This window comes from Klebsiella sp. R390 (assembly GCF_051131745.1).
Classification (GTDB): domain Bacteria; phylum Pseudomonadota; class Gammaproteobacteria; order Enterobacterales; family Enterobacteriaceae; genus Klebsiella.
Genome location: NZ_CP180445.1, coordinates 1,135,991 through 1,160,424, shown reverse-complemented (window position 1 = coordinate 1,160,424; position 24,434 = coordinate 1,135,991). Strand labels below are relative to the sequence as shown.

The following is a 24,434-nucleotide window of genomic DNA, read 5'->3' as shown; positions in this document are numbered from 1 at the left end:
TCTATCGCGTAGGTTCCGTGGAGTATATCGTTCACTTTTGTGGCATGTTCCGTTCACGGTGAATCCGGCACTTTTCTCACACCCGCAGCGGGTGAACGGCATGGGGGGCGTTTCGCTCGCCCCCCATGGCCCCCGGCATTGCGCTGAAAACGGCCGCTACGCGGTATGCTCCACTCCGGCTTCATCTGGCGGACCGGGTCGGACTCGACGTCCCTGTCTCGACCGACCCTCTGACCACCGTCCTGGTGGTCAGTCCTGGATGTGCACCTGCGTTCCCGCCCGTTTTCTTGACGCGCCTTAACCCCCGAGCTGTCATACCTTGGCTGTTCCGACGCAGTATCATTGCGGCAGGAAACTGTCGCGTGCGGAACCTCACGTGAACGGAATATTCCACAGAACACATGCCCCGAAGTACGAAAATGACTTTCGCGCAAACTACCGTTTACCGGCATTCCTCAGGTCAGCGATTAGCCAAAAAAAAGCTGGCCACCTTAGGTGACCAGCTTTCCGCCCGAAGGCGTGCTTTTTTGCTTCAGTTCCGGACTTAGCCTTTGGCCACGTCGGATTTGAAATCGCGTTTTTCGTAGCCGGTATACAGCTGACGCGGACGCGCGATTTTCATACCGTCGCTGTGCATTTCGTTCCAGTGTGCAATCCAGCCCACGGTACGCGCCATCGCAAAGATAACGGTAAACATGGAGGACGGAATGCCCATCGCTTTCAGGATGATACCGGAGTAGAAATCGACGTTCGGGTAGAGTTTCTTCTCGATGAAATACGGGTCGTTGAGCGCAATATGCTCAAGCTCCATGGCCACTTCCAGCAGATCGTCTTTGGTACCCAGCTCTTTCAGCACTTCGTGGCAGGTTTCACGCATCACGGTGGCACGCGGGTCGTAGTTTTTGTACACGCGGTGGCCAAAGCCCATCAGGCGGAAAGAGTCGTTCTTGTCTTTCGCGCGACGGACAAATTCCGGAATGTGCTCAACGGAACTGATCTCTTCCAGCATCTTCAGTGCAGCTTCGTTCGCGCCACCGTGCGCCGGTCCCCACAGGGAAGCGATACCCGCGGCGATACAGGCGAACGGGTTCGCGCCAGAAGAGCCTGCGGTACGGACGGTAGAGGTCGATGCGTTCTGTTCGTGGTCAGCGTGCAGGATCAGAATACGGTCCATAGCGCGTTCCAGTACCGGGTTAACCTCATAGGTTTCACACGGTGTGGAGAACATCATATTCAGGAAGTTGCCCGCGTAGGAGAGGTCGTTGCGCGGATAGACGAAAGGCTGGCCGATTGAATATTTGTAACACATGGCTGCCATTGTCGGCATTTTAGACAGCAGACGGAACGCGGCGATATCACGGTGGCGTGGATTATTGACATCCAGGGAGTCGTGATAGAACGCGGCCAGCGCACCGGTAATACCGCACATCACCGCCATCGGGTGAGAATCGCGGCGGAACGCGTGGAACAGACGGGTGATCTGCTCGTGAATCATGGTGTGGCGGGTAACGATAGTCTTGAATTCTTCGTACTGTTCCTGGCTCGGTTTTTCACCGTTCAGCAGGATGTAACACACTTCGAGGTAGTTGGACTCGGTCGCTAACTGATCGATCGGGAAACCACGGTGGAGCAGGATACCTTCATCACCGTCGATAAAAGTGATTTTAGATTCACAAGATGCGGTTGAAGTGAAACCAGGGTCAAAGGTGAAAACCCCTTTTGAACCAAGACTACGAATATCAATTACATCCTGACCGAGCGTGCCCTTTAGCACATCTAGTTCGATAGCAGTATCACCGCCTAGGGTGATTTTTGCTTTAGTATCAGACATTTATGGTCTCCTTAGCGCCTTTATTGCTTAAGACTGCCTGGGGTGGATTTGCCTTCGGCCCGCGTCTGCTTACGTTACCAGTTTGTTATGTTGCACACAGCTCTGCGTCAGCGAAATGGGCAGGGTACAGAGCAAAGGCGCTTGATGGTACGTCTTCAGTCTACGACGAAATAGCAGCAAATCAGCGTTTTAGCAGTCCGAATTTGAAAATCTGTATACCACTAATAACTGTCCTGATTACATCGGTCAATACCAACACACTGTTGCATAACTTATTCTCAGGTGAAAGAGTGACCCCATAACTTTTGAGCATTATTGCATTTATCTGGTAATGGTTGTAACAAGAATGTTTAATATTTGTCAAATCAGGTGATTAAATTTTAAAATAATGTTGTTATCGTGACCTTGATCACTGTTCGGGACAAAACCCGACAAACTATATGTAGGTTAATTGTAATGATTTTGTGAACGTCCTATACTGCCGCCAGGTCTCCGGAACACCCTGCAATCCCGAGCCACCCAGCGTTGTCTGGTCACGTTTTAGCTCTTAATTAAGGGTTTAATCATGACCACAGGTTATAGAAAGGACGCTGTCTGACCCGCAAGCAGACCGGAGGAAGGAAACAATAAGAACAGCATGTGGGCGTTATTCATGGTAAGAAATGTGAAAAAACAAAGACCTGTCAATCTGGATCTGCAAACGATCCGGTTCCCAATCACTGCGATAGCGTCCATTCTCCATCGCGTTTCCGGTGTGATCACCTTCGTGGCGGTCGGAATTCTGCTTTGGTTGCTGGGCACCAGCCTTTCCTCTCCCGAAGGTTTCCTCGTGGCGTCATCCATTATGGATAGCTTCTTTGTGAAGTTTATCATGTGGGGCATTCTGACCGCGCTGGCATACCACGCCGTTGTGGGCATCCGCCACCTGATGATGGATTTTGGTTACCTGGAAGAAACCCTCGAAGTAGGGACACGCTCCGCTAAGATTTCTTTTGTTATTACTGTCGTGCTTTCACTTCTCGCAGGAGTCCTCGTATGGTAAGCAACGCCTCTGCACTGGGACGTAACGGCGTACATGACTTCATTCTGGTCCGTGCTACCGCCATCGTTCTGACCCTTTACATCATCTATATGGTCGGCTTCTTTGCCATCTCAGGTGACATTACATGGGAAGTCTGGACAGGCTTTTTCTCCTCCGCGTTCACAAAAGTCTTCACCCTGCTGGCTCTGATCTCCATTTTGATTCACGCGTGGATTGGGATGTGGCAGGTATTGACGGACTACGTTAAACCACTGGCTGTGCGCTTAGTTCTGCAACTGGTTATCGTTGCGGCGCTGGTGGCTTACGTTCTTTATGGATTTGTTGTGGTGTGGGGTGTGTGATGAAATTGCCAGTCAGAGAATTTGATGCAGTTGTGATTGGTGCCGGTGGCGCAGGTATGCGCGCGGCACTGCAGATTTCCCAGAGCGGCCAGACCTGTGCGCTGCTCTCCAAAGTGTTCCCGACTCGTTCCCATACCGTTTCCGCGCAGGGTGGCATCACCGTTGCGCTCGGTAATACCCATGAAGATAACTGGGAATGGCACATGTACGACACCGTTAAAGGGTCGGACTATATTGGCGACCAGGACGCCATCGAATATATGTGCAAAACCGGTCCGGAAGCGATTCTTGAACTGGACCATATGGGCCTGCCGTTCTCACGTCTTGATGACGGTACCATTTATCAGCGTCCGTTTGGCGGCCAGTCGAAGAACTTCGGCGGCGAGCAGGCGGCACGTACTGCGGCGGCGGCTGACCGTACCGGTCACGCACTGCTGCACACGCTGTACCAGCAGAACCTGAAAAACCACACCACAATTTTCTCCGAGTGGTATGCCCTGGACCTGGTGAAAAACGCCGATGGTGCCGTGGTGGGTTGTACCGCGCTGTGTATTGAAACCGGCGAAGTGGTTTACTTCAAAGCCCGTGCGACGGTGCTGGCGACCGGCGGTGCAGGTCGTATCTATCAATCCACCACCAACGCCCACATCAATACCGGTGACGGCGTCGGTATGGCTATCCGTGCCGGTGTTCCGGTACAGGATATGGAAATGTGGCAGTTCCACCCGACCGGTATTGCCGGCGCCGGGGTTCTGGTCACCGAAGGCTGCCGTGGTGAAGGTGGCTATCTGCTGAACAAACACGGTGAGCGCTTCATGGAGCGTTATGCACCGAATGCTAAAGACCTGGCGGGTCGTGACGTGGTGGCGCGTTCCATCATGATCGAAATCCGTGAAGGTCGTGGCTGCGATGGTCCGTGGGGCCCGCATGCGAAACTGAAACTTGACCACCTGGGTAAAGAAGTTCTGGAATCCCGCCTGCCGGGCATCCTTGAGCTCTCCCGTACCTTTGCCCACGTTGACCCGGTGAAAGAGCCGATTCCGGTTATCCCAACCTGCCACTATATGATGGGCGGTATTCCGACCAAAGTAAGCGGCCAGGCGTTGACCGTGAACGAGCAGGGCGAAGACGTGGTGATTCCAGGGCTGTTTGCGGTCGGTGAAATCGCCTGCGTATCGGTCCACGGTGCGAACCGTCTGGGCGGCAACTCGCTGCTTGACCTGGTGGTGTTTGGTCGTGCGGTGGGTCTGCATTTGCAGGAATCTATCGCCGAGCAGGGTGTACTGCGCGACGCCACCGAAGAAGAGATCGATGCGTCTCTGGAACGTCTGAATCGCTGGAACGGCAACCGTAACGGCGAAGACCCGGTCGAAATCCGCAAAGCGCTGCAGGAATGTATGCAGCACAACTTCTCGGTCTTCCGTGAAGGGGATGCGATGGCTAAGGGCCTTGAACAGCTGAAAGCGATTCGTGAGCGCCTGAAAAACGCCCGTCTGGATGACACATCCAGCGAGTTCAATACCCAGCGCGTTGAGTGTCTGGAGCTGGATAACCTGATGGAAACCGCTTACGCCACTGCGGTGTCTGCAAACTTCCGTACCGAGAGCCGTGGCGCGCATAGCCGCTTCGACTTCCCGGAACGCGATGACGAAAACTGGCTGTGCCATTCCCTGTATCTGCCAGAGTCGGAATCCATGACGCGTCGTAGCGTCAACATGGAGCCGAAACTGCGTCCGGCATTCCCGCCGAAGATTCGTACTTATTAATGCGGAGACAGGAATATGAAACTCGAGTTTTCAGTTTATCGTTATAACCCGGACGTAGACGATGCTCCGCATATGCAGGATTACACCCTGGAAGCGGAAGAAGGTCGTGACATGATGCTGCTCGATGCCCTGATGCAGTTGAAAGAAAAAGACCCGTCTCTCTCTTTCCGTCGTTCCTGCCGTGAAGGGGTCTGTGGCTCCGACGGTCTGAACATGAACGGCAAAAACGGTCTGGCGTGTATCACGCCGATCTCCGCGCTGAATCAGCCGGGTAAGAAGATTGTCATCCGTCCGCTGCCTGGTTTACCGGTGATCCGCGATTTGGTTGTGGACATGGGGCAATTCTATGCACAATATGAGAAGATTAAGCCTTACTTGTTGAATAATGGGCAAAATCCTCCGGCTCGTGAACATCTGCAGAAGCCAGAGCAGCGTGAAAAGCTCGATGGCCTGTATGAGTGTATTCTGTGCGCATGTTGTTCAACGTCTTGCCCGTCGTTCTGGTGGAACCCGGACAAGTTCATCGGTCCGGCCGGTCTGCTGGCAGCGTATCGTTTCCTGATTGACAGCCGCGATACCGAAACCGACAGCCGCCTGGAAGGGTTGAGCGATGCTTTCAGCGTATTCCGCTGTCACAGCATTATGAACTGCGTCAGTGTATGTCCTAAGGGGCTGAACCCGACGCGCGCCATCGGCCATATTAAGTCGATGCTGCTGCAGCGCAGTGCGTAAGTAGTAAGAGGGGAGCGCAGCTCCCCTCATCCTGACCCTTTCCCTAAGGGAGAGAAGACAGGTAGCAGGAAATCTTTAAAAACCGCCAAATATGTACCAGTAATCAAGGCGTTCAGAGCGAGGTAAGACGGCAACTGAGCGCATCCCCGGGAGCATAGTGAACTATGTGACCGGGGTAAGCGAAGGCAGCCAACGCAACCGCAGCCTGAACGCAGAAGATTAATGGCAGTTTTTAAAGGTTCCTTAGCGGATAGAACCACAACTCGTCCGCGACAAGTGAACCCCGGCACGCACAATTATTGTGCGTGGTAGTTTCTACGGCGAAATAAGCATATAAATGCTTAAGGGATCACGATGCAGAACGGCGCAATGAAAGCCTGGCTGGACTCTTCTTACCTCTCTGGTTCGAACCAGAGCTGGATAGAACAGCTCTATGAAGACTTCTTAACCGATCCTGACTCTGTTGACGCCAACTGGCGTTCTATGTTCCAGCAGTTACCTGGCACCGGAGTCAAACCGGATCAATTTCATTCGAAAACGCGTGATTATTTCCGTCGACTGGCGAAGGATGCCTCACGTTACACTTCTTCGATTTCCGACCCTGATACCAATGTGAAGCAGGTTAAAGTCCTGCAGCTCATCAACGCATATCGCTTCCGTGGTCACCAGCATGCGAATCTCGATCCGCTGGGACTGTGGAAACAAGACAAAGTAGCGGATCTCGATCCTGCCTACCACGATCTGACTGAGGCCGATTTCCAGGAAAGCTATAACGTAGGTTCTTTTGCCATCGGTAAAGATACGATGAAGCTGGGCGATCTGATCGCCGCGCTTAAGCAAACCTACTGCGGCGCAATCGGCGCAGAATACATGCACATCACCTCTACTGAAGAAAAACGCTGGATCCAGCAGCGTATCGAGTCAGTAGCAGGGAAAGCCAGCTTTACCGCCGACGAGAAAAAACGCTTCCTGACTGAACTGACCGCAGCGGAAGGGCTGGAACGTTATCTCGGCGCAAAATTCCCGGGTGCTAAACGTTTCTCGCTGGAAGGCGGCGATGCGCTGATCCCGATGCTCAAAGAGATGATTCGCCACGCTGGCAAGAGCGGTACCCGTGAAGTGGTTCTGGGTATGGCCCACCGTGGTCGTCTGAACGTACTGGTCAACGTGCTGGGCAAACGCCCGCAGGAACTGTTTGACGAATTCGCGGGCAAACATAAAGAACACCTCGGCACCGGTGACGTGAAGTACCACATGGGCTTCTCTTCTGACATGGAGACCGAAGGTGGCCTGGTGCACCTTGCCCTGGCGTTTAACCCGTCGCACCTCGAAATCGTTAGCCCGGTAGTTATCGGTTCCGTGCGCGCTCGTCTGGATCGCCTCGACGAACCAAGCAGCAATAAAGTACTGCCGATTACCATCCACGGCGATGCCGCAGTGACCGGCCAGGGCGTGGTTCAGGAAACCCTGAACATGTCCAAGGCGCGTGGTTATGAAGTTGGCGGTACCGTGCGCATCGTTATCAACAACCAGGTGGGCTTCACCACCTCGAACCCGCTGGATGCGCGCTCCACGCCATACTGCACCGACATCGGTAAAATGGTTCAGGCTCCGATCTTCCACGTTAATGCAGACGATCCGGAAGCGGTCGCTTTCGTTACCCGCCTGGCACTGGATTTCCGTAATACCTTTAAACGCGATGTCTTTATCGACCTGGTGTGCTACCGCCGTCACGGCCATAACGAAGCCGATGAGCCGAGTGCAACCCAGCCGCTGATGTATCAGAAAATCAAAAAACATCCGACGCCGCGCAAAATCTACGCCGACAAACTTGAGCAGGATAAAGTGTCGACGCTGGAAGATGCCACCGAACAGGTTAACCTCTACCGTGATGCGCTGGATGCTGGCGAATGCGTGGTTGAAGAGTGGCGCCCGATGAATCTGCACTCCTTTACCTGGTCGCCGTACCTCAACCACGAATGGGATGAGAGCTACCCGAGCAAGGTAGAGATGAAACGTCTGCAGGAGCTGGCCAAACGCATCAGCACCGTGCCGGACAGCATCGAAATGCAGTCTCGCGTGGCGAAGATTTATGGCGATCGTCAGTCAATGGCTGCCGGTGAGAAACTGTTCGACTGGGGCGCTGCTGAAAACCTGGCTTACGCCACGCTGGTTGATGAAGGGATCCCTATCCGTCTGTCCGGTGAAGACTCCGGTCGCGGCACCTTCTTCCACCGCCACTCGGTCATTCATAACCAGGTGAACGGTTCAACCTACACTCCGCTGCAGCATGTGCATAACAGTCAGGAACATTTCAAAGTCTGGGACTCTGTGCTGTCTGAAGAAGCGGTACTGGCCTTTGAATACGGCTACGCTACTGCAGAACCACGCACGCTGACCATCTGGGAAGCGCAGTTTGGTGACTTTGCCAACGGCGCTCAGGTCGTTATCGACCAGTTCATCAGCTCCGGTGAGCAGAAGTGGGGCCGTATGTGCGGTCTGGTGATGCTGCTGCCGCACGGTTACGAAGGCCAGGGTCCGGAGCACTCCTCCGCACGTCTGGAACGTTATCTGCAGCTGTGTGCTGAACAAAACATGCAGGTTTGCGTACCGTCAACCCCAGCTCAGGTTTACCACATGCTGCGTCGTCAGGCGCTGCGCGGTATGCGCCGTCCGCTGGTGGTGATGTCGCCGAAATCGCTGCTGCGCCACCCGCTGGCGGTTTCCAGCCTCGACGAACTGGCGAACGGGACCTTCCAGCCGGCTATCGGTGAGATCGACGATCTCGACCCGAAAGGCGTGAAGCGTGTTGTGCTGTGCTCTGGTAAGGTTTACTACGACCTGCTGGAACAACGCCGGAAGAATGACCAAAAAGATGTCGCTATCGTGCGCGTAGAGCAGCTCTATCCGTTCCCGCATCAGGCGGTACAGGAAGCGCTGAAGCCTTATGCTCACGTCCATGACTTTGTCTGGTGCCAGGAAGAACCGCTCAACCAGGGCGCGTGGTACTGCAGCCAGCATCACTTCCGCGAAGTGATTCCATTTGGGGCCTCTCTGCGTTATGCAGGCCGCCCGGCCTCTGCCTCTCCGGCAGTAGGGTATATGTCCGTTCACCAGAAACAGCAACAAGATCTGGTCAATGACGCGCTGAACGTCGATTAATTAAAGGATACATAATGAGTAGCGTAGATATTCTGGTTCCCGATCTGCCTGAGTCCGTCGCTGATGCGACCGTTGCGACCTGGCATAAAAAACCGGGCGATAGCGTCCAGCGTGATGAAGTGCTGGTAGAAATCGAAACTGACAAAGTGGTACTGGAAGTACCGGCTTCAGCGGACGGCATTCTGGATGCAGTACTGGAAGATGAAGGCGCCACCGTGCTTTCTCGCCAGATCCTTGGTCGCCTGCGTGAAGGCAACAGTGCGGGCAAAGAGTCTGCCGCGAAAGCCGATGCGAAAGAGTCCACTCCGGCTCAGCGTCAACAGGCGTCCCTGGAAGAGCAGAGCAACGACGCACTCAGCCCGGCGATCCGTCGCCTGCTGGCTGAGCACAGCCTCGATGCTAACGCGATCAAAGGTACCGGTGTTGGCGGCCGTCTGACCCGTGAAGATGTTGAGAAACATCTGGCAGCGGCACCGGCGAAAGCTGAAGCGAAAGCACCGGCAGCCGCAGCGGCTGCTCCAGTTGCACAGCTGGGTCACCGTTCAGAAAAACGTGTTCCGATGACCCGTCTGCGCAAACGCGTCGCCGAGCGTCTGCTGGAAGCGAAAAACTCTACCGCCATGCTGACGACCTTCAACGAAGTCAACATGAAGCCGATTATGGATCTGCGTAAGCAGTACGGCGATGCCTTCGAAAAACGTCACGGTATCCGTCTGGGCTTTATGTCCTTCTACGTGAAAGCTGTGGTTGAAGCGCTGAAACGCTACCCGGAAATGAACGCGTCCATCGATGGCGATGACGTGGTTTACCACAACTATTTCGACGTCAGCATGGCTGTGTCCACGCCGCGCGGCCTGGTAACACCGGTTCTGCGTGATGTTGACCTGCTGGGCATGGCGGACATCGAAAAGAATATTAAAGAGCTGGCAGTGAAAGGCCGTGACGGCAAGCTGACCGTAGATGACCTGATCGGCGGTAATTTCACTATTACCAACGGTGGCGTCTTCGGTTCTCTGATGTCCACGCCAATCATCAACCCACCGCAGAGCGCCATTCTGGGTATGCATGCCATTAAAGATCGCCCGATGGCGGTCAATGGCAAGGTAGAAATTCTGCCGATGATGTACCTGGCACTCTCCTACGACCACCGTCTGATTGATGGACGTGAATCGGTAGGCTTCCTGGTTGCTATCAAAGAGCTGCTGGAAGACCCGACTCGTCTGCTGCTGGACGTGTAGTGATAATGGCCCGGTAGCGTTCAGCTCACCGGGCCAATAAAAACATCATCAGCGCTGTGGGCCTGCGGGCTTTACAGACTACATGATAACGATTACCTGAAGGATGGACTGAACACATGAACTTACATGAATATCAGGCAAAACAACTGTTTGCCCGCTATGGCTTACCGGCGCCGGTGGGTTATGCCTGTACTACTCCGCGTGAAGCAGAAGAAGCTGCATCAAAAATCGGTGCGGGTCCGTGGGTAGTGAAATGTCAGGTTCACGCTGGTGGCCGCGGTAAAGCGGGCGGTGTGAAAGTAGTTAACAGTAAAGAAGACATTCGCGCCTTTGCCGAGCATTGGCTGGGCAAACGCCTGGTGACCTACCAGACAGATGCTCACGGTCAGCCGGTTAACCAGATCCTGGTTGAAGCTGCGACTGATATCGCGAAAGAGCTGTATCTCGGTGCTGTTGTGGACCGTAGCTCCCGTCGCGTAGTGTTCATGGCGTCCACCGAAGGTGGTGTGGAAATCGAAAAAGTGGCGGAAGAAACGCCGCACCTGATCCACAAAATTGCGATCGATCCGCTGGCCGGCCCGATGCCGTACCAGGGACGTGAACTGGCGTTCAAACTGGGTCTGGAAGGTAAACAGGTTCAGCAGTTCACCAAAATCTTCATGGGTCTTGCGACCATTTTCCTTGAGCGCGACCTGGCGCTGATCGAAATCAACCCGCTGGTTATCACCAAGCAGGGCGACCTGATCTGCCTCGATGGCAAACTGGGTGCTGATGGCAATGCGCTGTTCCGCCAGCCGGATCTGCGTGAAATGCGCGACCAGTCTCAGGAAGATCCGCGTGAAGCACAAGCGGCTCAGTGGGAACTGAACTACGTTGCACTGGACGGCAACATTGGCTGCATGGTTAACGGCGCTGGCCTGGCGATGGGTACTATGGACATCGTTAAGCTGCACGGCGGCGAACCGGCTAACTTCCTGGACGTTGGCGGCGGCGCAACCAAAGAACGCGTTACTGAAGCGTTCAAAATCATCCTCTCTGACGACAACGTTAAAGCGGTTCTGGTTAACATCTTCGGCGGTATCGTTCGCTGCGACCTGATTGCTGATGGCATCATCGGCGCGGTTGAAGAGGTGGGTGTTAACGTTCCGGTTGTCGTACGTCTGGAAGGTAACAACGCCGAACTGGGCGCGAGAAAACTGGCTGACAGCGGCCTGAATATTATTGCAGCGAAAAGTCTGACGGACGCAGCACAGCAGGTTGTTGCCGCAGTGGAGGGGAAATAATGTCAGTTTTAATTAATAAAGATACCAAGGTTATCTGCCAGGGCTTCACCGGTAGCCAGGGTTCATTCCACTCTGAACAAGCCATTGCTTACGGTACTCAGATGGTTGGCGGCGTTACGCCTGGTAAAGGCGGCACCACACATCTGGGCCTGCCGGTGTTCAACACCGTGCGCGAAGCCGTTGAAGCGACCGGCGCAACTGCGACCGTTATCTACGTTCCGGCTCCGTTCTGTAAAGACTCCATTCTGGAAGCGATCGACGCGGGCATTAAGCTGATTATCACCATCACCGAAGGTATCCCGACCCTGGATATGCTGACGGTTAAAGTGAAACTGGATGAAGCTGGCGTGCGGATGATCGGTCCGAACTGCCCTGGTGTTATCACCCCGGGCGAGTGCAAAATCGGCATCATGCCGGGTCACATTCACAAACCGGGCAAAGTGGGTATCGTTTCCCGTTCCGGTACGCTGACCTATGAAGCGGTTAAGCAGACCACCGACTATGGCTTCGGCCAGTCTACCTGTGTCGGTATCGGCGGTGACCCGATCCCAGGCTCTAACTTCATCGATATCCTGAAGATGTTCCAGGAAGACCCGCAGACTGAAGCGATTGTGATGATTGGTGAAATCGGCGGCAGCGCTGAAGAAGAAGCGGCAGCCTACATTAAAGAGCACGTGACTAAGCCGGTTGTCGGCTACATCGCGGGCGTTACCGCGCCGAAAGGCAAGCGTATGGGCCACGCAGGCGCCATCATCGCTGGCGGTAAAGGTACAGCGGATGAGAAATTCGCAGCGCTGGAAGCGGCGGGTGTGAAAACCGTGCGCAGCCTGGCTGATATCGGCGAAGCGCTGAAATCCATCATCAAGTAAACCCTCTCTGCTCTTTGTGAGCAGTTAAATGTCCGATTTCGACATGGTTGGCCACCGTCAGGTGGCCTTTTTTCTGCCTGTATTTCCCCGCATCAACCATCGTGACCGGGCTTTCACCGGAGCGTTTTTATCTTTCCTCTCAAAGAAACCTTTTCTATTGTATTGATTTAACACCTTATTTTTATAAATATTGCACGATTATTTCCAGGAAGGGGAGGGCATGAGCCTCGTGACTATTTTTGGTGAAAAAAGTAAAAGATAAAAATGATGACTTAATTGATGCCGTCTATTAGGCAAATTACTGTGAGGCGTCTAACATTATTCAGATCACCATTTTTTTCACTGAATTCGCCTTAACGTTAAAACGTATTACCTGTAATTCTCATATCTCTCTTTTTGGTAACTATTGTTGGCATGTTTTAAACATGTATTTAACATTAGATTCACCATTATTCTTTGTTGGGATACATAATTAACATGGATGGAAAAAATTGATTTATATCAAGACTTAAAGCTTGGAAAAAATCCCAAAAAATCGTTAAATTGTCGCCAATCAAATTGGCCTAAACCGGGCAAATTCGCTATATATTGATCACTGTCGTAAATGTAAAACAGATTCAATAAAATCCTGTTTATTGTAAGGTTATTGCGGCGTAATATATTGGGGAATCAATTGGGTTTTTCGTTAACGTATTTGTAACCTTTGCGAGGAGCTGTTTCATCTGGTGACGAAACGGTAACGAAGCGGGAAGCAAGTTATTTTGTATTGGGGCATGCGTATGAGCTTACTGCGGTGGGTTCATTCTCGGAGTCTTCATGCGATGAGCAAGGAGTCATGATGTTAGATATAGTCGAACTGTCGCGCTTACAGTTTGCCTTGACCGCGATGTACCACTTCCTTTTTGTGCCACTGACGCTCGGTATGGCGTTCCTGCTGGCCATTATGGAAACGGTTTACGTCCTTTCCGGCAAACAGATTTATAAAGATATGACCAAGTTCTGGGGCAAGTTGTTTGGGATCAACTTTGCGCTGGGTGTGGCAACCGGTTTGACCATGGAGTTCCAGTTCGGGACAAACTGGTCGTATTACTCTCATTACGTGGGCGATATCTTCGGTGCGCCGCTGGCGATTGAGGGCCTGATGGCCTTCTTCCTGGAATCTACCTTTGTCGGCCTGTTCTTCTTCGGCTGGGATCGTCTGGGTAAAGTGCAGCACATGGCGGTAACCTGGCTGGTGGCGCTGGGCTCCAACATGTCGGCATTGTGGATCCTCGTCGCTAACGGGTGGATGCAAAACCCGATCGCATCAGACTTCAACTTCGAAACCATGCGCATGGAAATGGTCAGCTTCTCCGAGCTGGTCCTGAACCCTGTTGCCCAGGTGAAATTTGTTCACACGGTAGCCTCCGGTTATGTCTGCGGTGCGATGTTCATTCTGGGCATCAGCTCCTACTACATGCTGCGCGGTCGTGACTTCGCCTTTGCTAAACGCTCCTTTGCTATCGCAGCCAGCTTCGGTATGGCGGCTATTCTCTCCGTTATTGTCCTCGGTGACGAATCCGGTTACGAAATGGGCGACGTGCAAAAAACCAAACTGGCAGCCATTGAAGCCGAATGGGAAACACAGCCGGCTCCAGCGGCCTTTACCCTGTTTGGTATTCCTGACCAGGATGCACAAACCAACCACTTCGCGATTCAGATCCCTTACGCGCTGGGTATTATCGCCACTCGTTCGGTTGATAAGCCGGTCATTGGTCTGAAGGACCTGATGGCACAGCACGAAGAGCGTATCCGTAACGGGATGAAAGCTTACAGTCTGCTGGAAGAGCTGCGTGCTGGCTCCACCGATCAGGCGGTTCGCGATCAGTTCAACCACGTGAAGAAAGATCTGGGCTACGGTCTGCTGCTGAAACGTTATACCCCGAACGTTGCAGATGCGACGGAAGCTCAAATCCAGCAGGCAACCAAAGACTCTATCCCACGCGTTGCGCCGCTGTACTTCGCATTCCGTATCATGGTTGCCTGCGGCATCCTGATGCTGGGGATCATTGCCGCTTCCTTCTGGACGGTACTTCGTAATCAGGTTGGCGAGAAGAAATGGCTGCTGCGCATCGCGCTGTATGCGATTCCACTGCCATGGATTGCTATCGAATCCGGCTGGTTCGTGGCGGAATACGGCCGTCAGCCGTGGGCGATAGGTGAAGTGTTGCCGACTGCGGTGGCAAACTCGTCGCTGAGCGTGGGCGATCTGCTCTTCTCGATGCTGCTGATTTGTGGTCTGTACACCCTGTTCCTGGTGGCTGAATTGTACCTGATGTTCAAATTCGCACGCCGTGGACCAAGCAGCCTGAAAACTGGTCGCTACCACTTTGAGCAGTCTTCCACGACTACTCAGCCGGCACGCTAAGACAGGAGTCGTGAAATGATCGATTATGAAGTATTACGTTTAATCTGGTGGCTGCTGATCGGCGTACTGTTGATTGGTTTTGCCGTCACCGATGGTTTCGACATGGGGGTGGGCATGCTCACCCGCTTCCTCGGTCGCAATGACACCGAGCGTCGAATCATGATTAACTCCATCGCCCCGCACTGGGACGGAAACCAGGTGTGGCTGATCACCGCGGGCGGCGCGCTGTTTGCGGCCTGGCCGACGGTGTATGCTGCGGCGTTCTCCGGCTTTTATGTGGCGATGATCCTGGTGCTGGCTTCCTTGTTCTTCCGTCCGGTAGGCTTTGACTATCGCTCGAAGATTGAAGATACCCGCTGGCGTAACATGTGGGACTGGGGCATTTTCATCGGTAGCTTTGTACCGCCGCTGGTGATTGGTGTCGCATTCGGTAACCTGCTGCAGGGTGTACCGTTCCATATGGACGAGTATATGCGCCTGTACTACACCGGAAACTTCTTCCAGCTGCTGAACCCGTTTGGTCTGCTGGCCGGTATTGTTAGCGTGGCGATGATCCTGACCCAGGGCGCGACTTATCTGCAGATGCGTACCGTGGGTGAACTGCACCTGCGTGCACGCATCACCTCGCAGGTTGCGGCGCTGGTTACGCTGGTGTGCTTCCTGTTGGCAGGGGTGTGGGTGGTTTACGGTATCGATGGTTACGTGGTGACCACCGCTATCGATCACTCTGCGCCATCTAACCCGCTGACGAAAGAAGTCGCTCGCCAGGCTGGTGCATGGCTGGTTAACTTCCAGAACATGCCGGCACTGTGGATTATCCCGGCGCTGGGTGTAGTTCTGCCGCTGCTGACCATTGTGACTTCACGTCTGGAAAAAGGTGCGCTGGCGTTTGTCTTCTCTTCCGTGACTCTGGCGTGCATCATCCTGACCTGTGGGATTGCCATGTTCCCGTTCATCATGCCGTCCAGCACAATGATGAACGTTAGTCTGACTATGTGGGATGCAACCTCCAGCCAGCTGACGTTGAACGTGATGACCTACGCGGCGATTGTCTTCGTGCCGATTATTCTGGCGTACACCACCTGGTGTTACTGGAAAATGTTTGGCCGCATCACTCGCGAAGACATCGAAAAGAACACCCACTCGCTGTACTAAGGTAAGGAGCTATAAATGTGGTATTTCGCATGGATTTTGGGAACGCTTCTTGCCTGTGCTTTTGGCGTGATTACTGCGTTAGCGCTTGAGCACGTTGAAGCGACCAAAGCAGGTAAAGAAGAACATTGATGAGTAAAGTTATCGCAATGATGTACGCGATAATGGACAAGCGCCCGTTAAGGGCGCTTTCCTTATTGATGGCGCTGCTGCTGGCAGGGTGCATCATGTGGGATCCGTCGCGCTTCGCGGCGAAAACCAGTTCACTGGAAATCTGGCACGGGTTCCTGCTGATGTGGGCCGTGTGTGCCGGGGTTATCCACGGTGTGGGTTTCAGCCCGCGAGCCGTCCACTGGAAAGGGATTTTTTGTCCACTTATCGCTGATATTGTCCTCATTACAGGGCTGTTTTTCTTCTTCTTTTGAAAGAGAAGAGAATAAGAGAACTCTGTTATCCTTATGGGCTTGCATAAGCCCATAAAAATTTACTCGCTGTTTACTTTCTCCCATTCCCAACCACGTTCCCCGCGCGTATAGTAGCGAAGTTTGAAAGCACTACTCTTTTTTTGCATTACCGGGATGTAAAGTGAATACAACGCTGTTTCGATGGCCGGTACGTGTCTACTATGAAGACACCGATGCCGGTGGTGTGGTTTACCACGCCAGCTACGTCGCTTTTTATGAAAGAGCACGCACAGAGATGCTGCGCCACCATCACTTCAGTCAGCAGGTTCTGCTGGCTGAACGAGTTGCCTTCGTGGTTCGCAAAATGACGCTGGAATATTTTGCGCCCGCCAGACTCGACGATATGCTCGAAATCCAGACAGAAATCACCTCAATGCGAGGCACCTCTTTGGTTTTCACGCAGCGAATCGTCAACGCAGAGAATACAGTTTTGAATGAAGCTGAAGTTCTCATTGTGTGCGTTGATCCACTCTTAATGAAGCCTCGTGCGCTTCCCAAGTCTATTGTCGCGGAGTTTAAGCAGTGACTGACATGAATATCCTTGATTTGTTCCTGAAGGCGAGCCTTCTGGTTAAACTTATCATGTTGATTTTGATTGGTTTTTCTATCGCTTCCTGGGCTATCATTATTCAGAGAACGCGTATCCTCAATACGGCAAGCCGCGAAGCGGAAGCTTTTGAAGACAAATTCTGGTCGGGCATCGAGCTGTCGCGCCTGTATCAGGAAAGCCAGGGGCGTCGCGATAACCTGGTGGGGTCTGAACAGATTTTTTACAGCGGTTTCAAGGAGTTCGCTCGTTTGCATCGCGCAAACAGCCATGCGCCTGAAGCCGTGGTTGAGGGCGCGTCGCGTGCGATGCGTATCTCCATGAACCGCGAGCTGGAAACCCTGGAAACGCATATTCCGTTCCTCGGAACCGTCGGCTCCATCAGCCCGTATATCGGTCTGTTCGGTACCGTCTGGGGGATTATGCACGCCTTTATTGCACTCGGTGCGGTAAAACAGGCGACACTGCAGATGGTTGCACCGGGTATCGCGGAAGCGCTGATCGCCACGGCAATCGGCCTGTTTGCGGCAATCCCGGCGGTCATGGCCTATAACCGTTTGAACCAGCGCGTGAACAAACTTGAACTGAACTACGACAACTTTATGGAAGAGTTCACCGCGATTCTGCACCGTCAGGCGTTTACCAGCAGCGAAAGCAATAAGGGGTAAGCCATGGCCAGAGCACGTGGACGCGGACGTCGCGAACTGAAGTCCGAGATCAACATCGTTCCGCTGCTGGATGTCCTGCTGGTGCTGTTGCTGATTTTTATGGCGACCGCGCCGATCATTACGCAGAGCGTAGAGGTCGACCTGCCGGATGCGACGGAATCACAAGCGGTGAAAAGCAATGATGATCCGCCGGTGATCGTTGAGGTTTCCGGCATCGGGCAGTACAGCGTAAAAGTGGGCCCGGAGACGCTGTCGCAGCTGCCGCCAGAGCAGGTTATTGCTGAAGCGAAACGCCGACTCGACGCGAACGAGAAAACGGTGTTCCTGATCGGCGGTGCGAAAGACGTACCTTACGATGAAATTATTAAAGCGCTTAACCTGTTGCATAGCGCAGGGGTTAAATCGGTTGGCTTAATGACCAAGCCTATTTAATCGCTTCAGATATGTGCGCCCGTGAGGCCGTTGGCGGCGAGAGTGACTGGCTCGCTGCCAGCGAGAATAGCGGGAACAGGCGAACAGTTTTTGGGAACCGATAGTGTCAAAGGCAACCGAACAAAACGACAAGCTTAAACGAGCGATCATAGTTTCAGTCGCGCTGCACATCATTCTGATCGCGCTGCTGATCTGGAGTTCGTTCGATGAGCATCTGGATACCTCAGCCGGTGGCGGTGGGGGCTCCTCCATTGATGCAGTAATGGTTGATCCTGGTGCGGTCGTGAATAACTACAACCGTCAGCAGCAGCAGCAGGCCAGCTCGCGTCGTGCCGCTGAGCAGCGCGAAAAGCAGGCTCAGCAGCAGGCGGAAGAATTGCGTGAAAAACAGGCTGCAGAGCAAGAGCGTCTGAAGCAGCTTGAGCAGGATCGTCTGCAGGCGCAGGAAGCCGCTAAAGAAGCAAAAGAACAGCAGAAGCAGGCTGAAGAAGCGGCGGAGAAAGCGGCCGCTGCCGCGAAAGCCAAAGCAGATTCTCAGGCCAAAGAAGCGCAGGAAGCAGCAGCAAAAGCTGCGGCTGACGCGAAGGCGAAAGCCGATGCTCAGGCGAAAGTAGCGGAAGCTGCGGCAGCTAAAGCCGCTGCTGATGCGAAGAAACAGGCTGAAGCCGAAGCGGCAAAAGCGGCTGCAGATGCTCAGAAGAAAGCGGAAGCTGTAGCAGCGAAAGCCGCCGCCGATGCCGCGAAGAAAGCACAGCAGCAGGCTGAAAAGCAAGCTCAGCAGGAAGCAGCCAGGCAGGCAGCGGCCGAGAAAGCCGCGGCTGAAAAAGCCGCCGCCCAAAAGGCCGCTTCTGAGAAAGCTGCCGCGGAAAAAGCAGAAAAAGCCGCAGCAGCCAAAGCCGCAGCAGCGGAAAAAGCCGCCGCGGATAAAGCAGAGAAAGCTGCAGCAGCCAAAGCAGCGGCAGCGGAAAAAGCTGCTGCCGATAAAGCTGCTAAGGCCGCCGCTGCAAAAGCAGCAGCAGCGAAAAAAGCGGCTGCCGCCAAAGATGCTGATGGCGTCGACGACCTGCTGGGTGACCTGAGCTCAGGTAAGAATGCGCCGAAAGGCGGCAGTGCAAAAGGTCAGGGGCAACCTGCCAATGCGGCAGGAACATCGGGCAGTAATGGTGGGGCTTCTGGGGCTGATATCAGCGCTTATGCATCGCAAATTCGAAATGCTATTCAAAGCAAATTGTATGGTGCAGACCTGTATGCTGGTAAGTCTTGTGTGTTGCATATTAAGCTAGGATCTGATGGTCAACTGCTTGATGTTCAACAAGAAGGTGGGGATCCGGCGCTTTGTCAGGCTGCGGTGACAGCCGCGAAGACGGCGCGAATTCCTAAGCCGCCTAGCCAGGCTGTTTATGAGAAAATTAAAGATGCCAAACTAGACTTTAAACTGTAATGATTTCCCCCGTGCAAGCGGGGCAAAACAATCTATGGTAGTCACTGGGTTTTGGTAGTTTTGTATATTTGAGTTTGTTAACATTCTGCTAAATTATCGTGGGCCTTCCGCCCGGATAAGGGAGATATGATGAAGCAGGCATTACGAGTAGCATTTGGTTTTTTAATGCTGTGGGCGGCTGTGCTGCACGCAGAAGTACGTATCGAGATCACCCAAGGGGTGGACTCGGCACGCCCGATCGGCGTTGTGCCGTTCCAGTGGGCTGGGCCGGGTGCTGCACCTGAAGATATTGGCGGTGTCGTGGCGGCTGACCTGCGTAACAGCGGTAAGTTCAACCCACTGGATCGCTCGCGTCTGCCTCAGCAACCGGGTACGGCACAAGAAGTGCAGCCGGCGGCATGGTCTGCGCTGGGTATCGATGCGGTCGTGGTTGGTCAGGTCACTGGTAACCCGGATGGTTCGTACAACGTTGCGTACCAACTGGTCGATACCGGTGGTGCTCCGGGGACAATTCTGGCGCAAAACTCTTATAAGGTCACTAAACAGTACCTGCGCTATGCGGCTCACACCGCCAGCGACGCGGTATTTGAGAAGCTGACTTCTATTAAAGGTGCGTTCCGTACTCGTATTGCTTACGTGGTGCAGACCAACGGCGGCCAGTTCCCTTACGAACTGCGCGTCTCTGACTACGATGGCTACAACCAGTTCACCGTTCACCGTTCACCACAGCCGCTGATGTCTCCGGCATGGTCTCCGGACGGTTCTAAACTGGCTTACGTCACCTTCGAAAGCGGTCGTTCGGCGCTGGTTGTGCAGACGCTGGCTAACGGCGCGGTACGTCAGATTGCCTCTTTCCCGCAGCATAACGGTGCGCCGGCTTTCTCGCCGGATGGCTCTAAACTGGCCTTTGCGCTGTCAAAAACCGGTAGCCTGCAGCTGTATGTGATGGAACTGGGATCTGGCCAGATTCGTCAGGTAACCACCGGTCGCAGCAACAACACCGAGCCAACCTGGTTCCCGGACAGCCAAAACCTGGCCTTTACATCTGACCAGGCCGGTCGTCCGCAAGTGTACAAAGTCAGCATTGGCGGCGGTACTCCGCAGCGTATCTCCTGGGAAGGTTCTCAGAACCAGGATGCGGATGTCAGCAGCGACGGTAAATTTATGGTAATGGTGAGCTCGGCCAGCGGTCAGCAGCACATTGCCAAACAAGATCTGGTAGCGGGTGGCGTACAAGTTTTGTCGTCAACGTTCCTGGATGAAACGCCAAGTCTGGCACCTAACGGCACTATGGTAATCTACAGCTCTTCTCAGGGGATGGGATCCGTGCTGAATCTGGTTTCTACAGATGGGCGTTTCAAAGCGCGTCTTCCGGCGACTGATGGACAGGTCAAATTCCCTGCCTGGTCTCCGTATCTGTGATAATAAATAATTGATTATTAAAGGAATCAAAGAAATGCAACTGAACAAAGTGCTGAAAGGGCTGATGATCGCTCTGCCGGTTATGGCAATCGCGGCGTGTTCTTCTAACAAGAATGCCAGCAACGACCAGAGCGGTGAAGGCATGTTGGGTGCCGGCACTGGTATGGATGCTAACGCTAACGGTGGCAACATGTCTTCCGAAGAGCAAGCTCGTCTGCAAATGCAGCAGCTGCAGCAGAACAACATCGTTTACTTCGATCTGGACAAGTACGATATCCGTTCTGACTTCGCTGCAATGCTGGATGCGCACGCTAACTTCCTGCGTAGCAACCCATCCTACAAAGTGACTGTTGAAGGTCACGCGGATGAGCGCGGTACTCCGGAATACAACATCGCTCTGGGTGAGCGTCGTGCTAACGCCGTTAAGATGTATCTGCAGGGCAAAGGTGTTTCCGCCGACCAGATCTCCATCGTTTCTTACGGTAAAGAAAAACCTGCAGTACTGGGTCACGACGAAGCGGCTTACGCTAAAAACCGTCGCGCCGTACTGGTTTACTAAGAGAATTGCATGAGCAGTAACTTCAGACATCATCTGTTGAGTCTGTCGTTACTGGTTGGCATAGCGGCCCCCTGGGCCGCTTTTGCTCAGGCGCCAATCAGTAGTGTCGGCTCTGGCTCGGTCGAAGACCGCGTCACTCAGCTCGAGCGTATTTCTAACGCTCACAGCCAGCTTTTAACCCAACTTCAACAACAGCTCTCCGATAACCAAAATGATATTGATTCCCTGCGCGGTCAGATTCAGGAAAGCCAGTATCAGTTGAATCAGGTTGTTGAACGCCAGAAACAAATCCTGCTACAAATCGACGCTCTTGGTAGCGGCGGTGCAGCAGCAGGTGCCCAGACCTCATCGTCTGCGGGTGATCAGGGCGCAGCAGCAGCTACCGCGGCGCCAGCAGCCTCCTCAGGCGCTCCGGCGTCGAGCGGTGATGCAAATACTGATTACAACGCGGCGATTGCGCTGGTGAAGGATCCTTCGCGCCAGGATGACGCGATGGCGGCATTTCAGACTTTCGTTAAACAGTACCCGGATTCAACATATCAGCCGAACGCCAACTACTGGCTCGGTCAGTTGAATTACAATAAGGGGAAAAAAGACGATGCCGCGTACTATTTTGCTTCCGTGGTGAAAAATTACCCGAAATCCCCTAAAGCGCCAGATGCGATGTTTAAGGTTGGCGTGATCATGCAGGACAAAGGGGATACGGCGAAGGCAAAAGCCGTCTACCAGCAGGTCGTGAGTAAATTTCCCGGCACCGATGGTGCAAAACAAGCTCAGAAACGTCTTAACACGCTGGGATGATTATGGCATGACCAGAAATCGCATTATTTCTGGTCTTGTCGCGTGAATCCTAAGCAGTCAGATGTTTTTTATCGAAATACTTGTTGCGCTGAATTCTTAAATCAGTAATATATGCCGCCGTTGCCAAGGGATATCGAACAAGCCTGAAGCGGCAAAAAAAGTGGGTCGTTAGCTCAGTTGGTAGAGCAGTTGACTTTTAATCAATTGGTCGCAGGTTCGAATCCTGCACGACCCACCAATTAAAAAGTGGAATGCGGTAGTAAAACGTGAAGGATAACGTTGCGAAAGCAACGGCCCGTAGGGCGAGGCGAAGCCGAGTCATCCTGCACGACCCACCACTAATTAGCAGTATCCAGCGTAGTATCGGGTGATTAGCTCAGCTGGGAGAGCACCTCCCTTACAAGGAGGGGGTCGGCGGTTCGATCCCGTCATCACCCACCACTCGGGTCGTTAGCTCAGTTGGTAGAGCAGTTGACTTTTAATCAATTGGTCGCAGGTTCGAATCCTGCACGACCCACCAATTTTATTGGTGACGAGTGAAGAATAATTCAGGTTGTACCCGAGCGGGTCGTTAGCTCAGTTGGTAGAGCAGTTGACTTTTAATCAATTGGTCGCAGGTTCGAATCCTGCACGACCCACCAATTTAACATCGAATGTTGATGTTAAACGTGAAGGATAACGTTGCACAGCAACGGCCCGTAGGGCGAGCGAAAGCGAGTCATCCTGCACGACCCACCATCCTGAATGATTAAAGCATCAAAACCCGAAAGGGGTCGTTAGCTCAGTTGGTAGAGCAGTTGACTTTTAATCAATTGGTCGCAGGTTCGAATCCTGCACGACCCACCAATGTAAAAAGGCGCCCTAAAGGCGCCTTTTTGCTATATACAGAATTTGAAGATTCGAACCTGCCGCAGGTTCGGGTCAAGCGCAGCGAGACAACGGAGCCGTTTACGGCGACGGCCCGAAGGACGAGCGATAGCGAGTCATCCTGCACGACCCACCAATGTAAAAAGGCGCCTTTTTGCTATGCGCCGTTTTCTCCCGTCACATGCTTATCCTCCTGCTGTAGCCCCTGGCTGACCGCAAATTCCACACGACATTTTCTGTACAATCCGTTATCTTGTTTAGCATATAAAACACCACAGCCGTCGCTATGCCATCTTCGGGCATATTAACGGTTTTTTCGTTAAGCCAGTAAAACGAGATTGCAAGATGAGCGTAATGTTTGACCCTGAAACGGCGATTTATCCTTTTCCGCCCAAACCGTTGCCACTCAGCCGCGACGAAAAGCACTTTTATCGTGAAAAGATTAAACGTCTGCTGCGTGAACGTGATGCGGTCATGGTTGCCCACTACTATACCGACCCAGAAATTCAGCAACTGGCAGAGGAAACCGGCGGGTGCATCTCTGACTCACTGGAGATGGCCCGGTTTGGCGCCCGCCACCAGGCATCAACGCTGTTGGTCGCCGGGGTGCGCTTTATGGGTGAGACGGCAAAAATCCTCAGCCCGGAAAAAACGATCCTGATGCCAACCTTGCACGCCGAGTGCTCGCTGGATCTCGGCTGTCCGATCGAGGAGTTTTCCGCATTCTGCGATGCGCACCCTGACCGCACCGTCGTGGTCTACGCCAATACCTCTGCGGCGGTCAAAGCACGCGCCGATTGGGTGGTGACCTCAAGCATTGCGGTGGAACTGATTGAACACCTTGATAGTCTGGGCGAAAAAATTATTTGGGCGCCGGACCGCCATCTCGGCAATTATGTGCAAAAACAGACCGGTGCCGACGTACTGTGCTGGCAGGGCGCCTGTATTGTGCATGATGAGTTTAAAACCCAGGCGCTGACGCGGATGAAAGCACTGTATCCCGATGCCGCTATTCTGGTGCACCCGGAGTCACCGCAGTCGATCGTGGATATGGCGGATGCGGTAGGCTCGACCAGCCAGTTGATTAACGCCGCGAAAACCCTGCCGCAGCGCCAGCTCATTGTGGCAACCGACCGTGGGATTTTCTACAAAATGCAGCAGGCCGTCCCGGATAAAGAGCTGCTGGAAGCGCCGACCGCGGGCGAGGGGGCAACCTGTCGCAGCTGCGCTCACTGTCCGTGGATGGCAATGAACGGCCTGAAAGCTATTGCTGAAGGGCTGGAGCGTGGGGGCAAGGAGCATGAAATCCATGTAGATGAAACGCTGCGCGCCGGTGCATTAATTCCGCTTAACAGAATGCTGGATTTTGCCGCTACACTTCGGGGATAGTGGTTTATCACATCATCAATA

22 protein-coding genes, 5 tRNA genes and 1 other RNA gene are annotated in these 24,434 nt (G+C 53.4%); 26 read left to right on the top strand and 2 right to left on the bottom strand.

What is annotated here, in order from left to right; translation table 11 throughout:
* Positions 1-544 precede the first annotated feature (544 nt).
* Both ACMYSP_RS05420 and ACMYSP_RS05415 read right to left on the bottom strand, forming a co-directional pair.
* Positions 545-1,831 carry a citrate synthase gene (locus ACMYSP_RS05420; RefSeq protein ID WP_434585885.1) on the bottom strand — a complete coding sequence of 429 codons (1,287 nt, stop codon included), beginning with the start codon at positions 1,829-1,831 and terminating at the stop codon, positions 545-547.
* A 181-nt stretch (positions 1,832-2,012) separates the two neighbouring features.
* The gene (locus ACMYSP_RS05415; RefSeq protein WP_419144718.1) at positions 2,013-2,144 is read right to left on the bottom strand and encodes a hypothetical protein; all 132 of its coding nucleotides are present in this window, start codon (positions 2,142-2,144) and stop codon (positions 2,013-2,015) included.
* A 324-nt stretch (positions 2,145-2,468) separates the two neighbouring features.
* On the opposite strand from ACMYSP_RS05415, the gene sdhC reads away from it, so the two are divergent.
* The 26 genes from sdhC to nadA all read left to right on the top strand — a co-directional run bounded on the left by sdhC (position 2,469) and on the right by nadA (position 24,413).
* On the top strand, positions 2,469-2,873 hold the full coding sequence (sdhC, locus tag ACMYSP_RS05410; RefSeq protein ID WP_165905667.1) for a succinate dehydrogenase cytochrome b556 subunit: 405 nt from the start codon (positions 2,469-2,471) through the stop codon (positions 2,871-2,873).
* Complete coding sequence (gene sdhD / locus ACMYSP_RS05405) at positions 2,867-3,214, top strand: succinate dehydrogenase membrane anchor subunit (protein ID WP_123755993.1); 348 nt, start codon at positions 2,867-2,869, stop codon at positions 3,212-3,214. Before sdhC ends, sdhD begins: the two co-directional genes overlap by 7 nt.
* Complete coding sequence (sdhA, locus tag ACMYSP_RS05400; RefSeq protein ID WP_123755994.1) at positions 3,214-4,980, top strand: succinate dehydrogenase flavoprotein subunit; 1,767 nt, start codon at positions 3,214-3,216, stop codon at positions 4,978-4,980. Before sdhD ends, sdhA begins: the two co-directional genes overlap by 1 nt.
* Before the next feature lie 15 nt (positions 4,981-4,995).
* The gene (gene sdhB / locus ACMYSP_RS05395) at positions 4,996-5,712 is read left to right on the top strand and encodes a succinate dehydrogenase iron-sulfur subunit SdhB (RefSeq protein ID WP_123755995.1); all 717 of its coding nucleotides are present in this window, start codon (positions 4,996-4,998) and stop codon (positions 5,710-5,712) included.
* A gap of 354 nt (positions 5,713-6,066) precedes the next feature.
* The gene (sucA, locus tag ACMYSP_RS05390) at positions 6,067-8,874 is read left to right on the top strand and encodes a 2-oxoglutarate dehydrogenase E1 component (protein ID WP_434585884.1); all 2,808 of its coding nucleotides are present in this window, start codon (positions 6,067-6,069) and stop codon (positions 8,872-8,874) included.
* A 14-nt stretch (positions 8,875-8,888) separates the two neighbouring features.
* Positions 8,889-10,112, top strand: coding sequence for a 2-oxoglutarate dehydrogenase complex dihydrolipoyllysine-residue succinyltransferase (gene odhB, locus ACMYSP_RS05385; protein WP_434585883.1), 1,224 nt, complete (start codon positions 8,889-8,891; stop codon positions 10,110-10,112).
* Between the two features lie 116 nt (positions 10,113-10,228).
* A complete protein-coding gene (gene sucC / locus ACMYSP_RS05380) occupies positions 10,229-11,395 on the top strand; it encodes an ADP-forming succinate--CoA ligase subunit beta (protein ID WP_434585882.1) in 1,167 nt (388 codons plus the stop codon).
* Positions 11,395-12,264, top strand: a complete 870-nt coding sequence (sucD, locus tag ACMYSP_RS05375; protein WP_434585881.1) for a succinate--CoA ligase subunit alpha — start codon at positions 11,395-11,397, stop codon at positions 12,262-12,264. Before sucC ends, sucD begins: the two co-directional genes overlap by 1 nt.
* An 838-nt stretch (positions 12,265-13,102) precedes the next feature.
* Positions 13,103-14,671: a cytochrome ubiquinol oxidase subunit I gene (cydA, locus tag ACMYSP_RS05370; RefSeq protein ID WP_434587019.1), complete on the top strand. Its 1,569-nt coding sequence runs from the start codon at positions 13,103-13,105 to the stop codon at positions 14,669-14,671.
* A gap of 15 nt (positions 14,672-14,686) precedes the next feature.
* Positions 14,687-15,826: a cytochrome d ubiquinol oxidase subunit II gene (cydB, locus tag ACMYSP_RS05365; RefSeq protein WP_434585880.1), complete on the top strand. Its 1,140-nt coding sequence runs from the start codon at positions 14,687-14,689 to the stop codon at positions 15,824-15,826.
* A gap of 15 nt (positions 15,827-15,841) precedes the next feature.
* Positions 15,842-15,955 carry a cytochrome bd-I oxidase subunit CydX gene (gene cydX / locus ACMYSP_RS05360; RefSeq protein ID WP_004100325.1) on the top strand — a complete coding sequence of 38 codons (114 nt, stop codon included), beginning with the start codon at positions 15,842-15,844 and terminating at the stop codon, positions 15,953-15,955.
* Positions 15,955-16,248: a cyd operon protein YbgE gene (ybgE, locus tag ACMYSP_RS05355; RefSeq protein ID WP_434585879.1), complete on the top strand. Its 294-nt coding sequence runs from the start codon at positions 15,955-15,957 to the stop codon at positions 16,246-16,248. Before cydX ends, ybgE begins: the two co-directional genes overlap by 1 nt.
* 160 nt (positions 16,249-16,408) lie before the next feature.
* On the top strand, positions 16,409-16,813 hold the full coding sequence (gene ybgC, locus ACMYSP_RS05350; protein ID WP_004859689.1) for a tol-pal system-associated acyl-CoA thioesterase: 405 nt from the start codon (positions 16,409-16,411) through the stop codon (positions 16,811-16,813).
* Complete coding sequence (gene tolQ / locus ACMYSP_RS05345) at positions 16,810-17,502, top strand: Tol-Pal system protein TolQ (protein WP_123756003.1); 693 nt, start codon at positions 16,810-16,812, stop codon at positions 17,500-17,502. Before ybgC ends, tolQ begins: the two co-directional genes overlap by 4 nt.
* A 3-nt stretch (positions 17,503-17,505) precedes the next feature.
* Positions 17,506-17,934: a colicin uptake protein TolR gene (gene tolR / locus ACMYSP_RS05340; RefSeq protein ID WP_434585878.1), complete on the top strand. Its 429-nt coding sequence runs from the start codon at positions 17,506-17,508 to the stop codon at positions 17,932-17,934.
* A 103-nt stretch (positions 17,935-18,037) separates the two neighbouring features.
* Positions 18,038-19,375 carry a cell envelope integrity protein TolA gene (gene tolA, locus ACMYSP_RS05335; RefSeq protein WP_434585877.1) on the top strand — a complete coding sequence of 446 codons (1,338 nt, stop codon included), beginning with the start codon at positions 18,038-18,040 and terminating at the stop codon, positions 19,373-19,375.
* 129 nt (positions 19,376-19,504) lie between these two features.
* A complete protein-coding gene (tolB, locus tag ACMYSP_RS05330; RefSeq protein WP_434587018.1) occupies positions 19,505-20,797 on the top strand; it encodes a Tol-Pal system beta propeller repeat protein TolB in 1,293 nt (430 codons plus the stop codon).
* A gap of 34 nt (positions 20,798-20,831) precedes the next feature.
* Positions 20,832-21,356 (top strand): peptidoglycan-associated lipoprotein Pal, encoded by a 525-nt coding sequence (pal, locus tag ACMYSP_RS05325; RefSeq protein ID WP_004859700.1) that lies wholly within the window; start codon positions 20,832-20,834, stop codon positions 21,354-21,356.
* A gap of 9 nt (positions 21,357-21,365) precedes the next feature.
* Complete coding sequence (gene cpoB / locus ACMYSP_RS05320) at positions 21,366-22,157, top strand: cell division protein CpoB (protein ID WP_434585876.1); 792 nt, start codon at positions 21,366-21,368, stop codon at positions 22,155-22,157.
* A 162-nt stretch (positions 22,158-22,319) separates the two neighbouring features.
* A tRNA-Lys gene (locus ACMYSP_RS05315) sits at positions 22,320-22,395 on the top strand.
* A gap of 127 nt (positions 22,396-22,522) precedes the next feature.
* Positions 22,523-22,598, top strand: a tRNA-Val gene (locus ACMYSP_RS05310).
* Positions 22,599-22,601: 3 nt separating this feature from the next.
* Positions 22,602-22,677, top strand: a tRNA-Lys gene (locus ACMYSP_RS05305).
* A 45-nt stretch (positions 22,678-22,722) separates the two neighbouring features.
* Positions 22,723-22,798, top strand: a tRNA-Lys gene (locus ACMYSP_RS05300).
* A 129-nt stretch (positions 22,799-22,927) separates the two neighbouring features.
* Positions 22,928-23,003 (top strand) — tRNA-Lys (locus tag ACMYSP_RS05295).
* Between the two features lie 31 nt (positions 23,004-23,034).
* A non-coding RNA gene (locus ACMYSP_RS05290) (RtT sRNA) lies at positions 23,035-23,160 on the top strand.
* 209 nt (positions 23,161-23,369) lie between these two features.
* On the top strand, positions 23,370-24,413 hold the full coding sequence (gene nadA / locus ACMYSP_RS05285) for a quinolinate synthase NadA (RefSeq protein WP_123756008.1): 1,044 nt from the start codon (positions 23,370-23,372) through the stop codon (positions 24,411-24,413).
* Positions 24,414-24,434: the final 21 nt, after the last annotated feature.

Coding starts and splice junctions, on each gene's coding strand:
- sucD (WP_434585881.1), top strand. CDS start 11,395: ATGTCAGTTTTAATTAATAAAGATACCAAGGTTATCTGCCAGGGCTTC.
- ACMYSP_RS05415 (WP_419144718.1), bottom strand. CDS start 2,144: ATGCTCAAAAGTTATGGGGTCACTCTTTCACCTGAGAATAAGTTATGC.
- ACMYSP_RS05420 (WP_434585885.1), bottom strand. CDS start 1,831: ATGTCTGATACTAAAGCAAAAATCACCCTAGGCGGTGATACTGCTATC.
- pal (WP_004859700.1), top strand. CDS start 20,832: ATGCAACTGAACAAAGTGCTGAAAGGGCTGATGATCGCTCTGCCGGTT.
- cydA (WP_434587019.1), top strand. CDS start 13,103: ATGTTAGATATAGTCGAACTGTCGCGCTTACAGTTTGCCTTGACCGCG.
- sdhA (WP_123755994.1), top strand. CDS start 3,214: ATGAAATTGCCAGTCAGAGAATTTGATGCAGTTGTGATTGGTGCCGGT.
- sucC (WP_434585882.1), top strand. CDS start 10,229: ATGAACTTACATGAATATCAGGCAAAACAACTGTTTGCCCGCTATGGC.
- sdhB (WP_123755995.1), top strand. CDS start 4,996: ATGAAACTCGAGTTTTCAGTTTATCGTTATAACCCGGACGTAGACGAT.
- cydB (WP_434585880.1), top strand. CDS start 14,687: ATGATCGATTATGAAGTATTACGTTTAATCTGGTGGCTGCTGATCGGC.
- nadA (WP_123756008.1), top strand. CDS start 23,370: ATGAGCGTAATGTTTGACCCTGAAACGGCGATTTATCCTTTTCCGCCC.
- sucA (WP_434585884.1), top strand. CDS start 6,067: ATGCAGAACGGCGCAATGAAAGCCTGGCTGGACTCTTCTTACCTCTCT.
- cydX (WP_004100325.1), top strand. CDS start 15,842: ATGTGGTATTTCGCATGGATTTTGGGAACGCTTCTTGCCTGTGCTTTT.
- sdhD (WP_123755993.1), top strand. CDS start 2,867: ATGGTAAGCAACGCCTCTGCACTGGGACGTAACGGCGTACATGACTTC.
- tolB (WP_434587018.1), top strand. CDS start 19,505: ATGAAGCAGGCATTACGAGTAGCATTTGGTTTTTTAATGCTGTGGGCG.
- sdhC (WP_165905667.1), top strand. CDS start 2,469: ATGTGGGCGTTATTCATGGTAAGAAATGTGAAAAAACAAAGACCTGTC.
- odhB (WP_434585883.1), top strand. CDS start 8,889: ATGAGTAGCGTAGATATTCTGGTTCCCGATCTGCCTGAGTCCGTCGCT.
- ybgE (WP_434585879.1), top strand. CDS start 15,955: ATGAGTAAAGTTATCGCAATGATGTACGCGATAATGGACAAGCGCCCG.
- tolR (WP_434585878.1), top strand. CDS start 17,506: ATGGCCAGAGCACGTGGACGCGGACGTCGCGAACTGAAGTCCGAGATC.
- cpoB (WP_434585876.1), top strand. CDS start 21,366: ATGAGCAGTAACTTCAGACATCATCTGTTGAGTCTGTCGTTACTGGTT.